Source organism: Cytobacillus firmus DS1, assembly GCF_000565285.1.
GTDB lineage: Bacteria > Bacillota > Bacilli > Bacillales > Cytobacillaceae > Cytobacillus > Cytobacillus firmus_A.
Map to the genome: position 1 here is coordinate 160,020 of NZ_APVL01000001.1, position 15,203 is coordinate 175,222.

Genomic DNA, 15,203 nt, shown 5'->3' on the forward strand with positions numbered 1-15,203 from the left:
TTGCGTTTATATTTAGGAAATCGCTGATGATGTGTATTTTTTGTGTATACTTTTTAGCAGAGGTGAGCGCAGTTGGCTTATGAACAGATTCCGGAAGAATACTGGATCGCAATAAAGGATTGCGACAAATCCTATGATGATCTCTTTCTTTATGGAGTTAAAACGACAGGAATATTCTGCAGGCCATCGTGCCGGTCGAGAGTTCCGAATATCGGCAATGTCGCTATTTTTAAAAATGCCGCTCAAGCACTGGCTGAAAATTTCAGGCCGTGCAAGCGCTGCAAACCGGATGGCCACAGCCTGCCTGCAGAAGAATGGATTAAGCAAATAACCGGGTGGATCGATCAGCATTATAAAGACCCGATTACATTACATCAATTGGGGGACCTGTTTCATGGAAGTCCCTATCATTTGCAGCGGGTATTCAAACGGGTCACCGGGAAGTCGCCCACAGAGTATATTCAGGATATACGGCTCGAAAAAGCCGTTCATATGCTGGAGGCCGGGGAGCAATCGATTGCCGATGTCGGTGCATCAGCAGGATTCCCCAGCACCCCTTATTTTATCTCTTTATTTAAAAAGAAGCTGGGCACAACGCCTGCGGTATATAGAAACAAAACAAGGGAGGAGCGGAAGAATGGATATTGAATGGGCGAAACTGCAGGAAGGAGAATGGAGCCTGTATCTGGCGAAAACAGAAAAGGGTCTCTGCTATATAGGAAGTGATCCGGAATTTATTGATTTTGAAAGGTCGCTGAAAAAATTTAATCCAGCTGCAGTGCTTGTGGAAAATAAAGAAGCATTGCAGCCATACATGATGGAAATACAGGAATTTCTTCTGGGAACAAGACAAGTTTTTTCAATGGACCTCGATGTGAAAGGCACTCCGTTCCAAGAGGAAGTCTGGGAGGCATTAGCACAGATCCCTTACGGAAAAACAGTCTCTTATTCGGACATCGCAGAGAAAATAAACAGGCCGCAGTCAGTAAGGGCAGCAGGGAAAGCAATCGGTGCCAATCCGCTGTTGATCGCGGTCCCATGCCATCGTGTCATCGGAAAAAATGGTGCGATAACCGGCTATCGCGGGGGCATAAAAATGAAGCAGACTCTACTTGAATTAGAGAAACAAGGCTGAAGAGATGATCCTCTTCTTTTTTTCAGCAGCTATAGCGTCATAATTTTAAAGGGAACTTTTTCCTCCCGCATCCGTAAAAATAGGTAAGTAAACGAAGTGTGCGCAAAGGCGGAGGAGGAAAAAAGGATGTATGTAATTGATCCCATGTTCTGGCCTAAGCTTTTACTCTTAATAACGAGTGTTGGAGCATTAATCTATTTCTTCGAATTCGGTTTGAGGAAATGGCTGAAGGTTGAGAAAAAGAAGTTTTTTTCTTATAACCATATCAATGATAAACATAAAAAGGTGGATTGGACCATTCGAATAGGGTTTTTAGTGACCATCCTGGCCGGAGGCATTTTTAACATGACGAGGAATCCGATGGAATGGCTATGGTTTTTAGAACCATGGTTCCTCCTCTTTGTTTTTATCGGTGTTTCAGAAATCGCCAGGGCTTTTATGGAGTGGAAATATGCCGAAAACCGCAGGGCTTATATGGTGACCATTATCAGTCTGGCCTTTGTTTTAATTTTGCTATTCACAGTTATTAAGACTGATTTTTTCTGGATGCTATAGACTTATAATGGGGTCATCGAATAATTTTCACAGATGAAATCCAATTAATCTAGTATTATATATAGTAAATAAACAAAAAGGGGAAATACACAGTGGATATACAGAAAATAATCACGACTCGCCGCAACATAAAAAAATTCAAATCTGATAAAGTGGAGCATCGTCTAATCACCTCCTGGCTGGAGGCTGCGACCATGGCACCCAACCATAAAATGACGGAGCCATGGGAAGTGTTATTTGTTGGTCCGGAAACAAGGGCTAAGCTGAATCACAAGACCGATTTTTTTCAGGCACCGGAAGTGCTGGCGATCCTATCCAGGCATGGAGCAAGCGACCTGGAACGAAATGAGAACATGGCTGCAGTATCATGTTTTATCCAGAACTTTATGCTGATGGCATGGGCATCAGGAGTGGGGACATTCTGGTCTTCCCTGGGAGTTTCAGCTGCAGCAAGAACTGCTTTAAATGTCCCGGATAATTACGATGTAGTTGGTATTTTTGGAGTAGGCTTTCCTGAGGAGGTTCCTGAAGCGAAGGAGCGTACACCGATTGAAAAGAAAATAAAGCATTTATCTTAAGTATTTTTATAGGGCGCCTATCCGATGGATGGCGCTCTTTTTTGTTTTTGTTAGAATATGGTATGATTTTAAAGTAATAGATTTATATCTACCAGAGGGGGTCATATAATGATCTTCCAGGCTATTTTAATCATTTTAATATGGGCGATTCCGATTTTCCTTTTTATAAAAACTTATAAAAAAATGGCTAAAGAGGAACAGCAGGATGCTAGGGAAGTGTTGAAAAGCCCTTCATTTCTCCTGATTTTTGGAGGCTGCTGCATAGGTTTTCAAGTCTTTATTACCGGCAGTATTTCAGAAATCAAAATCATTCAGCATATAGGTGCAGGCTTAGTGTTCATCAGCTTTGTTTCAGGATGTATGGCCGCTTTCAGACAGAGGCTGGTTATAAAGGGCCTGGCCTTAATGATTGTTGGAATAATTGGTGCAATTGTTTATATTATCTAGGCAGAGGTGATTAGTATGACAAGAGAGATTTCTTACATAATGCTAATTTTAACCATTTTACTATCAGCTTGCACTCAAACTCCTGATTTCGAGCCGTATGAAGGAAGGACATTAAGGATTGCGGTCGTTGGAGACCCGCCGGAAGTAAATGCAGAACAAGTGAAGTTTAATGAAATTTCTTTTGATGAACTTTTAAATGAGGAATTAAGCTCTTATGACGCAGTTATAATGACGGAGAAAAACCTTCCTGAGGCTGCTGAAGCCAACTATTCAGATACCTATTCAGATTCATCCATTCCATTCTTTTTTATATCAGCCAGCAGTCATATCCCGTTTACTGTTAAAGCCACAGAATATAATAATTCATGGAAATGGAAAGCTGGTAAAAGCTATGCTGTGGGTGTTCTTAAATCGAAAAAAAATAATGCATTTCATAGTTGGGGGTATGGGTTGTATAATGACGAAATGACTGATGAATCTATTCGTGATGTGTATTCGAGAATTTTTAAGACCATAGAAGAGCTTAATCACTAATGAAAAATAGATCTTTTCAATTATTCTGCTTGTGGAATAATAGTAACTGACCTATCCTAATGACTTAAAGAAATTGTGCCGGGATGAATGGTGACCATTATTCCAGTAAAGAGGGATATTATGTATAAAATCATGTTGATAGAAGACGATGAAAAAATTAGACGGATTGTCGCTGATACGTTAAAAAAATGGCAATATGATGTGGTGGAGGCAACCCAATTTGACCAGGTGCTGACGGAATTTGAGCAGACAAGTCCACACCTCATTTTATTAGATATCAATCTTCCCGTTTTTGATGGATACTACTGGTGCCAGCAAATACGCTCTGTTTCAAAAGTGCCGATCATTTTTCTTTCCTCCAGAAATCAAAATATGGATATAATAATGGCCATTAATATGGGCGGGGATGATTTTATCCAGAAGCCCTTTGATTTGGATATCCTTCTCGCGAAGATCAGTGCGCTCATCCGCCGGAAGTATACATATCAGGAAGATGAGATTATCCGTTTTATCCATCGCGGCCTGAAATTAAATGTGACCAATTCAACGATTGAATTTAATGGACAAAGCAATGAGCTAAGCCGGAATGAATTCATTCTTTTGCAATTGATGATGCGGAATATCGGGAAAATTGTCTCGAGGGATGACTTAATGCAGGCACTATGGAATGAGGAGCAGTTTGTCGATGATAATACACTTACCGTGAATGTGAATCGGATGCGCAGGAAAATTGCAGCAATTGGATTAGAGGACTTCATTGTCACTCGGAAAGGGTTAGGGTATTTAATTGAATGAACTTCCTTAGTTTTCTATCCTATGAAAAACCTTATATAGTCCTCTATCTGATCAGTTTCCTGATTTCAGCAGCGATCTTTTTTACTGATATCAATGGCAGCCTGGCATGGGGAACCTTCCTTTACGCCTTCTCCCTATCTTCTATTGTATTAATCGGGTTTTTAGTATATCGGTACCAGCAAAATCTGCGTGTGATTAGGCAATTGGAAAGGGCGGAATATGACAGCCTGTCTCTGGAAGGAGAGTACGCTAAAGCCCACATCGATGAGCTGAAGCGTGAACATATCCGTGAAATGAACCGGATTCAGGACAGGCAGAAGGAACATTACGACTTTATCGTCTCCTGGTTCCATGAAATCAAAACACCGATTGCCGTTCTTCGCCTGCTGCAGCAAACCGATATGGACGAAGGCAGCTTAAGAGAAGAAATCACAAAAATTGAGAATTATGTTGATCAAGCACTCTATTACGCTAAACTTGACAGCTTTAATCAGGATTATGATATCCAGAAATGTGATATTATCAAGATTCTTAAGGATATTGTAAAGTCTCACTCCAAAACCTTTATTTCAAAAAATATCCGCATCCACATTCAGGCAGATATGCTGGAGGTTCAAAGTGATCCTAAATGGCTCCAGTTCATCGTCAATCAGCTTCTGACAAACAGTTTGAAATATACAGAACCTGGCGGAGAGATCACCATTTCCATATCGGAAACTCCACAAGAAAAACAGCTCTTGATTCGGGATAATGGGATTGGCATCAGCCAGAAAGATCTTCCGAGGGTATTTAATCGCGGTTTTACCGGAGAAACGGGACGATTGTATTCGAAGTCGACCGGAATGGGTTTATATTTAGCCCAGCAGTTAAGCAATAAGTTAGGGCATTACATTAGCTGTAAGTCGAATGTGAGAGAGTACACCCAATTTATCGTTCACTTCCCGCTCGATAGCGATCCGTTTTTAATAATGCAAAAAACACACGATGAGTAATGTAACTCATCGTGTCAGCTTGTTGAGAAAGGGGTATTTTTTCTCAACAAAGTTTTTCTTAAAAAGAAATATACCAAAGGAAGATTAGCTTTTCTGGTTTAAAAAAAGATCGCCATGCACCTATCCTAGCTTTGCCAGGTGCATGGCGATCTTTTTCATATTCTGGCAAGCTGCGGTGAGAAGCACCTGCTCGCTTGCATTGTGTAGTCCCCGTAACCGGCAATAGCGAAGCCCATGCAGCTCTTTTGAGTCTGCGAAGCTTCGCTCCACTTTTTCTTTTCTGAATTTATATAGTATCTTTCCAGATTTGGAAAGCCGGTTTTGTCTGACCTTTTCCTTATCATCCTCCCATACATGCCGTGTTATCACTTTTACTTTATTTTTGGATCTTGTACATTGCGAAAGAAACGGACATGACCCACATTGCTTTGAATCGGATTTATATTCTCTGTATCCTTCCCGGCTAGTTGTTCGGTAGATTAGTTCCTGCTTATTTGGACATATGTAAAGGTCTCTATCCTTGTCATAAGTAAACTTCCATTTGGGAAATAAACCAGTAGTAGGATGAAAACGTCTATGGGCAATGACTGCAAAAATGTCCCGATCTGATAATCCTTTACAAATAGGATTAGTCAGATAACCAGAATCCAGCGCGACTGCTTCTACCTTAAAGCCAAACCTGCGGGTTTGCCTGTCCAGGCGAGATAGATAAGGGACTGAATCATGGACATTTCCAGGGGTGACAAACGCATCTGTAATGATATTAAATTTCATATCCGTCGTCCGGTGATCTAGATAACAGAACATTTCCTGTTTATTTTCACGTGACATAAATCCACTTTCGGGATCTGTTGTGCTGACTCTAATTTTCTTGGTTTCAACCACTTCCTCTCTTTCCTTTAAGGGCTTTTTTCCATGATTCTGTCTGTCCTCTTCTACAGCCTTATCCAACTCATCTATATATGCACGTGTATGGGCTTTTACTTCTTCTTTCGTGAATTTATGCTTATTTGCATTAGCTTTTAGGTGCGTTGAGTCTGTAAAAAGAACTCTACCGCCAACCATCTTATGGTTTATAGCCTGGAGGACAACTTCATCAAAAATTTCTTGAAAAATATCGGTGCCCTTAAATCGATTTTGGCGATTAAAACTAATTGTAGAATGATGGGGAACGGGATCTCTGAATCTTAAGCCTAAAAACCAACGGTATGCGATGTTCATTTTAATTTCCTGTTCTAGTTGTCTTTCAGAACGAATACCGTACAAATAGCCAATAAACATCATTTTGAATAGAAGTAGAGGATCCGTTGGTCGACCGTTGTCCTCACTATAATATGGGCGAACCTTATCTAAAATGGTTGAAAAATCTATGTACTGATCTATTTTTCGCAGAAGGTGGTCCGAAGGAACAAGTTCATCAATAGACACAAATTCAATTTCATTTTGCGAAGATTCTTTGGGTTTAAACATGTAAATTCACCACAATCTATAGGATTTAATGGGTTAATTATAACATATTAACGCGGTGAATAATTAAAGTTAACTATTAAAATAAAGGCTGTCGATAGTTTCTCGACAGCCTGACACACGATGAGTAATGTAACTCATCGTGTGTTTTTTTCGCTGACAATTTTGTAGTAAATAGATACGGATGAAATGTAAAAGATTAGATACGTTAACACATATAATCCCATGACTGAAAAAATAATCGCCGTTAATGAAGGCAAATCTTTTATCACCAGGATGACTGTGTAATATAAAAGGAACCAGCTGTGCAGCAGCCCAAGCAGAAGCGGCGGCAAAAATACGAACAGCAATTGTTTTCGGATAATCTTTTTCATGTCTTTGTCGTCCACACCGATTTTTCGTAAAATGGCGTAGTGCTCCCGTTCTTCTGTAGCTTCACGGAGCTGTTTAAAGTAAATGACACTTCCTAAAGCAAACAATGCAATAACCGCAAAAAAGGCAACGGAGAACAAGATTAAAGAAGACGACTCCGTATCTACGGAATACATATCAATATAGGCTGAATAATAGGCACCATCTGTTTTCATAACGAGGTCGTATATTTCCCGTGATACATCATTGGATGTTTTGGGATCTTCGATTTGATAAATTTCAAATGAAGAAAGGGTGCGATGTTCCTTTAAGTTCTCAAAAGCTTCGTCTGAGATAATGAGGACTGAAGGCTGCGGCTTGGTATTTCCTCCAGGGCTCGTTGGGATGCTTAACAGCGGGTACCGTATTTTTTCGACTACACGAAATGTATGGTCTTCCAAAACGGTCATTTCAGGCTGAGAATTTTTATATTTTTCCGGTTCATCAATTCCTCTTGTTAATACAATAGATTCTTCACCTTTTAGATCTACTTTTTCACCCGTTTTACGCAGATCAATTATTGCATTTAATTGGGATTCCGGAAAAAGGTAAAATTCCTCGGTGTAATATTGGGGATGACTAAAGAATGCATCTCTACTTTGAATTTTATCTGTTTGTATGCCCGTAATGGTCTCATGATCAATGATTGGATGTGAGTCATTCATGATTTGTTCAATTTGTTTTTGAGTTTCAGCATCCTGGGTCGAAAAAGCAATATGGTTCGGGAATTCTTTTTTCACAACCTCACCTTTCACAGCGTAATCTACAGCGATAAATCCGACTGTAAAGATGACAATCGCACTAATCAGTGAATTGAATGTAAAATTGATTGTATTTCCCCGAATGGAAAAACGGAGAGAGGATATCCATAACATTTTACTGCCAATAAAATAATTTTTCCTTTGACTCAGCTTTTGCAGCATCCAGCCGGAAAACTGACGGAAAAATAAATACGTCCCGGCAATTAGTGCCACAGTTACAGCAGTTAATGTTTCTTTAAAATGGTCTTTCCAGATGTCCGTATCTCCAATGGTAATCATATAGTAAGATCCGGCAATCAATATAATGGACAATAACGCCAGGCCAAAAGAAAATGTAAACGGTTTATCCCTTTTTTCCTTTGCATGAAACAATTCCACTAACTGGACACGCCGGACATTAAGATAACTTTGAATTGTAATAATGATGATTAGTAACGCAAATAACAGAACTGTTGATACAATCGCTTCCAATGGAAAAGCAAAAGAAATGTCCTCATTGTAGCGCATTAAGTTCATTAATACCGCACCGAAAAACTTCGAAAGCAATCCACCGATTAATATACCGCTGGAAACCGAAATGGCGCTCAAGAATAATGTTTCAAAGAAGACCATTGCGGCAACTTGCCGTTCTTTCATCCCGTAAAGTAAATACATGCCGAACTCTTTTTTTCGCTGCTTCATGAAAAAGGAGTTCGCGTACAAAATAAAAAATACTATAAACAAAAAGACAATAACAGAAGCAAGGGAAATGACCATTTTGTAGTTTTCTTTATTTTGAATGGCTGCGACTACATCTTTGTTAAACATTAGACCGGAAAAGGTAAAGTAAATGACAACCCCGACAAACATGGAAATGAAATAAATGGAATACAAACGGAAGTTCCGCTTCATGTTCCTCCATGATAAATCTACTAAGTTCATCGACGGCCACTTCCTATAGCACTTTGGATCGTCAGGATGCGGTCAAAGAATTCCTTTTCCGTCTGCTCCCCTTTAAACATTTCGTTGACGATTTTTCCATCACGGAGAAAAACTACCCGCTGACAGTAGCTGGCTGCATACGGATCATGAGTAATCATCAGAACGGTTGTCTTGAAGGTTTCATTGAGCAATTGAATTTGTTCCAGCAGCTGGGTAGCAGATCGGGAATCGAGTGCACCCGTAGGTTCATCAGCAAATACAATTGCCGGATTAGTAATAATTGCCCGTGCGGCAGCTGTACGCTGTTTCTGGCCGCCGGAAATTTCAGAAGGATATTGATGTAAAATGGATTCAATATTTAAGGCATCAATCAATTTTGCTAATCGCTTTTCCATTTCGGCAACAGGTGTTTTCTGCAGCGAAAGCGGGAGAAGGATATTCTCCTTCACCGTTAAGGTATCCAGTAAGTTATAGTCTTGAAAAATAAATCCCATTCTTTTTTGGCGGAACTCCCGCAGGTCTTTCTTTTTCATATCTAAAAGGGAATTTCCCTCTATCCAAACATTCCCCCCGCTAAAGACATCAATGGTTGATAGAGTATTCATTAACGTCGTTTTTCCGGAGCCGGAGGGACCCATAATGGCAGTTAATTCCCCTCGCTCGACAGTCAAATCAATATTTTTTAAGACCTGTGTTTTTCCATAAGATTTTGATAGGTTTTTTGTTTGTATCATTTTGGTCATGGTTTCGTCCTCCTTCACTACCATACTATAGCGGCATTTTTTCCCGCCAACCATCGATATAACAGAATGTAAAGTGACACTTTTGTCATGTTGAAGGCAGAGTCGGCAGAATCGCGTCATTTTAAAATGGAGATAAACTTACTGAAGGGAAATTGGCTGGCAATTATATTGGTCAGCCCTCTATTTTCTATTGAAAGGTATATCTTTTACGTTAATGAATCTTATTTACATATAGACTGGAATCTAAAGATAAGTTCATCCAATATCCGACTGTTTTTTTATAGTCCCAGGATGCTCTAATCCCTTCTTTATTCCAGTTTCATTAAGTATTTTTCTGGAAAAGGGGATTTTATTCTAAGTTCACGGAAGCAATGACACATTAATTTGCACCTTTAAATAATAAAAGTCCCTAACTACTATTGCAAAAAGGTACATTACTTTCTCATTTGGGAAATCGTCTGCTGCCTTATCCATTCTGCTTCTTTCATTTTTGTTAATCGATTCTATTAACCATAACTTATAGGGTATTGCAAATAGATTAGTGTATTGGACAAATGAGCGTGTGTCTAAAAAGGATTGCTGATTGCTGAGGCTTCTTTTTACAGAACTAAAGTTAGATAACTGTCCAGCTTCGAACCCCAGCAACTCTAGGGTCTAAGCTGAAAGGCGGTCGCCTTCTGCTTTTCTTTCCCGTTCTCTTTGTGGCATAATTTTCTAAGACAAAGGAGTGAGAGGATGCAGAAAGTATTCATTATTGAGGATGATCCGAAAATCGCGGAGCACCTGCAGTCACACTTAGTGAAGTATGGGTATGATGCTGCGGCTGCGGAACAGTTCGATGATGTGATGGGGGAATTTCATAAACATAAACCGGATCTTGTGCTTCTGGATATTAATCTTCCGAGCTTTGACGGGTATTACTGGTGCAGGCAAATCCGAAAGGAGTCCATTTGTCCGGTCATCTTTATTTCCGCACGGGTAGGGGAGATGGACCAGGTGATGGCGCTTGAAAATGGTGGGGATGATTTTATCACAAAGCCGTTTCATCCCGAAATTGTGATGGCAAAAATCCGCAGCCAGCTGCGCCGGGCATACGGGGAGTATGCCTCACAGGCACAGGAACGAATTATCGAGGCTGAGGGATTAAAGCTGTTTCCGGAAAGAATGGAACTCACATTTCGTAATAAGGCGGTCCAGCTGTCTAAAAAAGAAGCGGATATTATCGAAAGTCTCCTGGAGCGGCACCCGCGTGTGGCAGGGCGTGAGGATCTTCTTGAAAAGCTGTGGGATGAGCAGGTTTATGTGGATGAAAATACACTGAATGTAAATATGGCAAGGGTAAGAAAAAAATTTGAGGCAATCGGGCTTTCAGGAGCGGTCGAAACCGTGAGAGGGGCAGGCTATCGTTTGATTGTTACCTGGTGAAAGGCTGGAGAGACATGAAATTATTTTTTAAAGAGCATGCGCTATTAATTGCTGTACAGATTGTTCAATTTTTTGTGGTTCTGGCTATTTACTGGCTTGATGGCTATCAGCGTCTATTGCCGGCTCTCTATGGCATATTTCTCGGACTATTCTTTCTCACTGCTTACCTTGCCTACCACTATTTTAGCCGCCGCATGTTTTACAAAAGGCTGACAAATGAGCTTTCTTCTCTTGACGATTCCTTTCAGACAACAGAAAACTCCTCCATCTCCAGGGCTCTTGATGAACTGCTGAAGGCCCAGTATAAACACTATCAAACGAGAATCAAAGCGCTGGAATCCAGGCAGGATGAGCACCTGAAGTTCATGGATCAATGGGTCCATCAGATGAAAACACCGCTTTCTGTCATTGAGCTGATTGCACAAAACCTGGATGAACCGGATTCATCAAGCATCCGGGAAGAAACAGACCGGATGAAAACGGGCTTGAACACCATCCTTTATATGGCGAGACTCCGGACAATCGAACAGGATTTTCATATCAAACCTGTACACTTGTCGAAAATCATTCATGAAGTAAATGGCGAAAACAAACGGTTTTATATCCGGAACGGGATCTATCCGAATCTTCTGCAGGAAAAAGAAAACATAATCGTGGAGACAGATGAGAAATGGCTGTTCTTTATACTTTCTCAGCTGATCCATAATGCGGTCAAGTATTCCAGGGGAAAGAGCAGCAGGGTTGATATTTCCGTCTATGAAAAAGACGGGGAAGCTGTCTTAGAAGTGAAGGATTTTGGCGCCGGCATCCCAGAGGCGGACAAGCGCCGTGTGTTTGAACCTTTTTATACCGGTGAAAATGGGCGGAAATTCAGAGAGTCCACAGGTATGGGTCTGTACTTGACGAAGGAGGCGGCAGACTACCTTGGCCATCGGATTGAACTGGAATCCACGCTTGGGGAAGGGTCCCTTTTCCGGCTGATTTTTGGAAAAACACAGAACCTTACAATCTTGTAAGGTAAGTGAAAGAAAAATCGATTTTTGGAACTGGGAATAGACGATATACTGATCACAAGTCAACTGACTGTGAAAGGAGAACTTGTGATGCTAAAAGTAAAACAAGTAAGCAAGATTTATGAAGGAAAGATCGCCTATCGTGCGTTAACGGATATTAACTTAACTATTGAAGAAGGTGAATTTGTCGGAATCATGGGTCCTTCTGGAAGCGGGAAAACGACGCTGCTGAACATGATTGCCACCATTGATGAACCGACAACAGGGGAAATCCTGATTAATGATAGAAATCCCCATGTCTTAAAAAAAGAGGAGCTTGCTCAATTCCGGCGCCGTGAACTGGGCTTTGTATTCCAGGACTTCAACCTGCTTCATACCTTGACGGTTGAAGAAAATATGGTCCTTCCGCTGACATTGGACGGAAAAAAAGTGAAGGAAATGAAGGGAAAAGCCCATCAAATTGCTGAAAAACTGGGGATTACCGGCATTATGAATAAACGGACGTATGAAATTTCCGGGGGACAGGCGCAAAGAGCCGCTGTGGCAAGAGCGATGATTCATACGCCAAAGCTGCTATTGGCAGATGAACCGACAGGAAATCTGGATTCCAAGTCTTCCAAGGATGTAATGGAAATGCTTGAATCGATTAATAAAACGGAGAAGACCACGATGATGCTTGTCACACATGATGCACAGGCGGCGAGCTATTGCAACCGGGTCATCTTCATCCGGGACGGCAAATTCTATTCGGAGATACACCGTGGCGATAACCGCCAGGCGTTTTTCCAAAAGATCATCGATACACTTTCGCTGCTGGGAGGGGATGCACATGACCTTTCGTCAGTTCGCGTTTAATAATGTCATCCGCAACAAGCGGCTGTATGCAGCCTATTTTCTCAGCAGTTTATTTACAGTCATGGTCTTCTTTACCTTCTCGATTTTTGCGAATCATCCTGCATTAAGCGGGGATGCGATGAACTCAACCGTCACGAAGGGAATGAATGCAGCAGCCGGAATTATCTATGTGTTTTCGTTCTTTTTTGTGTTGTATTCGATGAGCTCATTTTTGCAGTCCAGGAAAAGAGAATTCGGCTTATTAATGATACAGGGCATGAGCATGAAGCAGATCCGCCTCATGGTGTTTTTGGAGAATATGCTGATTGGCTTATTTGCAACTGTGGGCGGCATTCTCCTGGGCCTTGTGTTTGCAAAAGGGATTTTGCTTCTGGCTGAGAATGTGCTGATTATTGAACGTACGCTTTCTTTTTATTTTCCGGTAAAAGCCATTCTGGTTACCCTTATATCTTTCATCATTTTATTTTTCTTTATTTCCTTATTTGTCACGTATGTTCTGCGCAGCAAAAAGCTGATTGAATTAATTAAAGGAAATAAGATGTCAAAGGGTGAGCCGAAAGCGAATCTTTTCTTAACGTTGCTGGCTGTTCTTTTATTAGGAGCGGGGTATGCAGTCGCTTTACTCGCAAAAGGTGTGATGGTAGTAGCCGCCATGGTGCCGGTGATCATCGTTGTCAGCATTGGGACCTACCTGTTATTTACGCAATTAAGCGTGTTTATCATTAGGAGATTAAAGAAGAATGAGAGTGTTTTCTGGTTTAAGACCAATATGCTGCTGTTTTCCGATTTAGCTTTCCGCATGAAGGATAATGCACGGACATTCTTTATGGTGGCCATGGTTTCAACGGTTGCCTTCAGTGCGATCGGCACATTGTTCGGTTTTCAAACCGTTTTGACCTCCAGCGTGAAAAATCAGAATGCCACAACGTTTTCCTATAAAACGAGTGAAGATCAAGAAGAGAAAAATGTTGCGGCTATCAACCGAATATTAAAGGAAGAAAACATTGAGACTGAATCGGCACATACTGTATTGCAGAGCTTTGAAGTGGGCGGAAGTTCCACTCAGATTGCCAGCCAATCCGATTTTAACCGTTTTGCCTCCCTTATTGGTGAAGATCCCGTTACTTTAAAAGAAGGACAAGTGGTTGTGGTGGAGTATGAAGGCACCAACTTCGGGCAATCGAAGGACCTCATGAATGAAACCATTACACTGACGTCCGGCACAGTTTTGAAACCGAAAGAAGCTATTCATTCGAAAGCCCTGCCGGCAATAGATTCCTATTTTATTATGTCTGATGAAGACTTTAAAAAGCTGCCTGAACCGGCTTGGGAAGAAAGCTATTATGCCTGGCAGGCAACAGATGGAGAGGAAAGGGTCATGGCTGCCTCAGAAAAGCTGTACAAGGAACTGCCAAGATATGAGATCACATCAGTGGAGTATGAAATATATGAGATTATGAAAGGCTACGGTCCCATTTTATTTGTCGGACTGTTTATCGGGATTGTCTTTTTCGTCTCTGCCGGCAGCTTCCTGTACTTCCGTCTTTACATGGACCTGGATGAAGATAAACAAAAATTCAGGTCGATATCCAAGATGGGGCTGACCGGTAAAGAGTTGAAAAAGGTCTTAAACAGACAAACGATGATTCTATTTTTCGCGCCGATCCTCATCGCTCTTATCCATGGTGCTGTAGCCCTGACAGCGTTATCAAATCTGTTCTACTTTAACTTGTTTAAAGAATCTGTCGCTGTTCTGAGTGTTTTCCTGGCCATCCAGGTTGTTTACTTCTTCATAGTGCGCTTTTTCTATACGAAGCAGATACAGGCGTCGATTTAATAAAAGGATTAAGGGTCAGATTGAATCTGGCCCTTTGTTTTCTGGAGAATTTTGCTGCAGTCTAAGCTGCTTCGGACAGAAAAGGGAGAAGCACAGGATTTTGAGTCAGAACTTGGATCAACTTCTGACAGAGAAAGCAGGAACCGAGGGTTTAGAGTCCGAACCCGGATCAACTTCAGACACAGAAGTCTGGAAACATGGATTTTAAGTCCGAACCCAAACCTGCGTCACACCAGGGGTCAATGCTGGATTCCTGTGTTGTAAATTGAATAAATTATTGTGTTCCTTGCATATAATTCTGAAAAGTGTTATGCTTATTAAGAATTATTTTTGTTCGGTGTAAAGGATAGTGTGAGTAAAAACTTTACGTCTTGATGATCACTGAGAGCAAGGATAGTAACACAATGTGTGGTTTACACACAAGGAGGCAACAAACATGGAAAACGGTAAAGTAAAATGGTTTAACAGTGAAAAAGGCTTCGGATTCATCGAGCGTGAAGGTGGAGAAGACGTATTCGTTCATTTCTCAGCTATCCAAGGCGAAGGCTACAAATCTCTAGAAGAAGGTCAAGAAGTGACTTTCGACGTTGAGCAAGGCCAGCGTGGAGCTCAAGCAGCTAACGTTCGCAAAGCTTAATCTTAAACCAAACTCAGGGCAGGCTCTTTATGGGCCTGTTTTTTTGTTTATGTGGCACCCCGCTCACTAAGGAGCAGGGCACATTAAAGATTGGCGA

General features: G+C 41.1%; 16 protein-coding genes. 13 read left to right on the forward strand and 3 right to left on the reverse strand.

Features of this window, described 5'->3' with window-relative positions:
* Positions 1–72 precede the first annotated feature (72 nt).
* The 8 genes from PBF_RS00850 (at position 73) to PBF_RS00885 (ending at position 5,036) form a co-directional block, all read left to right on the forward strand.
* Entirely contained in the window at positions 73–648 is a 576-nt protein-coding gene (locus tag PBF_RS00850; protein WP_035325819.1) for a bifunctional transcriptional activator/DNA repair enzyme AdaA, read from the forward strand.
* Positions 638–1,135 (forward strand): methylated-DNA--[protein]-cysteine S-methyltransferase, encoded by a 498-nt coding sequence (locus PBF_RS00855; protein ID WP_035325823.1) that lies wholly within the window; start codon positions 638–640, stop codon positions 1,133–1,135. Before PBF_RS00850 ends, PBF_RS00855 begins: the two co-directional genes overlap by 11 nt.
* A 126-nt stretch (positions 1,136–1,261) precedes the next feature.
* Positions 1,262–1,690, forward strand: a complete 429-nt coding sequence (locus PBF_RS00860; RefSeq protein ID WP_035325826.1) for a DUF4181 domain-containing protein — start codon at positions 1,262–1,264, stop codon at positions 1,688–1,690.
* A 92-nt stretch (positions 1,691–1,782) separates the two neighbouring features.
* The gene (locus PBF_RS00865; RefSeq protein WP_035325829.1) at positions 1,783–2,268 is read left to right on the forward strand and encodes a nitroreductase family protein; all 486 of its coding nucleotides are present in this window, start codon (positions 1,783–1,785) and stop codon (positions 2,266–2,268) included.
* Positions 2,269–2,376: 108 nt separating this feature from the next.
* A complete protein-coding gene (locus PBF_RS00870) occupies positions 2,377–2,715 on the forward strand; it encodes a hypothetical protein (protein ID WP_235192173.1) in 339 nt (112 codons plus the stop codon).
* Positions 2,716–2,730: 15 nt separating this feature from the next.
* On the forward strand, positions 2,731–3,249 hold the full coding sequence (locus PBF_RS00875; RefSeq protein WP_035325835.1) for a hypothetical protein: 519 nt from the start codon (positions 2,731–2,733) through the stop codon (positions 3,247–3,249).
* A 120-nt stretch (positions 3,250–3,369) separates the two neighbouring features.
* Positions 3,370–4,044, forward strand: coding sequence for a response regulator transcription factor (locus PBF_RS00880; protein ID WP_035325839.1), 675 nt, complete (start codon positions 3,370–3,372; stop codon positions 4,042–4,044).
* Positions 4,041–5,036: a sensor histidine kinase gene (locus PBF_RS00885; RefSeq protein WP_035325842.1), complete on the forward strand. Its 996-nt coding sequence runs from the start codon at positions 4,041–4,043 to the stop codon at positions 5,034–5,036. Before PBF_RS00880 ends, PBF_RS00885 begins: the two co-directional genes overlap by 4 nt.
* 120 nt (positions 5,037–5,156) lie before the next feature.
* On the opposite strand, the gene PBF_RS00890 is transcribed toward PBF_RS00885, so the two are convergent.
* The 3 genes from PBF_RS00890 to PBF_RS00900 form a co-directional block, all read right to left on the reverse strand.
* Positions 5,157–6,506, reverse strand: a complete 1,350-nt coding sequence (locus PBF_RS00890; RefSeq protein WP_035325845.1) for an IS1182 family transposase — start codon at positions 6,504–6,506, stop codon at positions 5,157–5,159.
* Between the two features lie 134 nt (positions 6,507–6,640).
* Positions 6,641–8,596 (reverse strand): ABC transporter permease, encoded by a 1,956-nt coding sequence (locus PBF_RS00895; RefSeq protein WP_035325849.1) that lies wholly within the window; start codon positions 8,594–8,596, stop codon positions 6,641–6,643.
* Positions 8,593–9,339: an ABC transporter ATP-binding protein gene (locus PBF_RS00900; RefSeq protein WP_035325851.1), complete on the reverse strand. Its 747-nt coding sequence runs from the start codon at positions 9,337–9,339 to the stop codon at positions 8,593–8,595. Before PBF_RS00900 ends, PBF_RS00895 begins: the two co-directional genes overlap by 4 nt.
* Positions 9,340–10,074: 735 nt before the next feature.
* Here PBF_RS00900 and PBF_RS00910 point away from each other — a divergent pair.
* The 5 genes from PBF_RS00910 (at position 10,075) to PBF_RS00930 (ending at position 15,106) form a co-directional block, all read left to right on the forward strand.
* A complete protein-coding gene (locus PBF_RS00910) occupies positions 10,075–10,764 on the forward strand; it encodes a response regulator transcription factor (protein ID WP_035325856.1) in 690 nt (229 codons plus the stop codon).
* Positions 10,765–10,778: 14 nt separating this feature from the next.
* On the forward strand, positions 10,779–11,780 hold the full coding sequence (locus tag PBF_RS00915) for a sensor histidine kinase (protein WP_035326589.1): 1,002 nt from the start codon (positions 10,779–10,781) through the stop codon (positions 11,778–11,780).
* 87 nt (positions 11,781–11,867) lie between these two features.
* Positions 11,868–12,632, forward strand: coding sequence for an ABC transporter ATP-binding protein (locus PBF_RS00920; RefSeq protein ID WP_035325858.1), 765 nt, complete (start codon positions 11,868–11,870; stop codon positions 12,630–12,632).
* Complete coding sequence (locus tag PBF_RS00925) at positions 12,607–14,469, forward strand: ABC transporter permease (protein WP_035325861.1); 1,863 nt, start codon at positions 12,607–12,609, stop codon at positions 14,467–14,469. Before PBF_RS00920 ends, PBF_RS00925 begins: the two co-directional genes overlap by 26 nt.
* A 436-nt stretch (positions 14,470–14,905) precedes the next feature.
* A complete protein-coding gene (locus PBF_RS00930) occupies positions 14,906–15,106 on the forward strand; it encodes a cold-shock protein (RefSeq protein WP_009335135.1) in 201 nt (66 codons plus the stop codon).
* Positions 15,107–15,203: the final 97 nt, after the last annotated feature.

Coding starts and splice junctions, on each gene's coding strand:
- PBF_RS00870 (WP_235192173.1), top strand. CDS start 2,377: ATGATCTTCCAGGCTATTTTAATCATTTTAATATGGGCGATTCCGATT.
- PBF_RS00885 (WP_035325842.1), top strand. CDS start 4,041: ATGAACTTCCTTAGTTTTCTATCCTATGAAAAACCTTATATAGTCCTC.
- PBF_RS00915 (WP_035326589.1), top strand. CDS start 10,779: ATGAAATTATTTTTTAAAGAGCATGCGCTATTAATTGCTGTACAGATT.
- PBF_RS00880 (WP_035325839.1), top strand. CDS start 3,370: ATGTATAAAATCATGTTGATAGAAGACGATGAAAAAATTAGACGGATT.
- PBF_RS00925 (WP_035325861.1), top strand. CDS start 12,607: ATGACCTTTCGTCAGTTCGCGTTTAATAATGTCATCCGCAACAAGCGG.
- PBF_RS00875 (WP_035325835.1), top strand. CDS start 2,731: ATGACAAGAGAGATTTCTTACATAATGCTAATTTTAACCATTTTACTA.
- PBF_RS00895 (WP_035325849.1), bottom strand. CDS start 8,596: ATGAACTTAGTAGATTTATCATGGAGGAACATGAAGCGGAACTTCCGT.
- PBF_RS00920 (WP_035325858.1), top strand. CDS start 11,868: ATGCTAAAAGTAAAACAAGTAAGCAAGATTTATGAAGGAAAGATCGCC.
- PBF_RS00930 (WP_009335135.1), top strand. CDS start 14,906: ATGGAAAACGGTAAAGTAAAATGGTTTAACAGTGAAAAAGGCTTCGGA.
- PBF_RS00890 (WP_035325845.1), bottom strand. CDS start 6,506: ATGTTTAAACCCAAAGAATCTTCGCAAAATGAAATTGAATTTGTGTCT.
- PBF_RS00855 (WP_035325823.1), top strand. CDS start 638: ATGGATATTGAATGGGCGAAACTGCAGGAAGGAGAATGGAGCCTGTAT.
- PBF_RS00900 (WP_035325851.1), bottom strand. CDS start 9,339: ATGACCAAAATGATACAAACAAAAAACCTATCAAAATCTTATGGAAAA.
- PBF_RS00860 (WP_035325826.1), top strand. CDS start 1,262: ATGTATGTAATTGATCCCATGTTCTGGCCTAAGCTTTTACTCTTAATA.
- PBF_RS00910 (WP_035325856.1), top strand. CDS start 10,075: ATGCAGAAAGTATTCATTATTGAGGATGATCCGAAAATCGCGGAGCAC.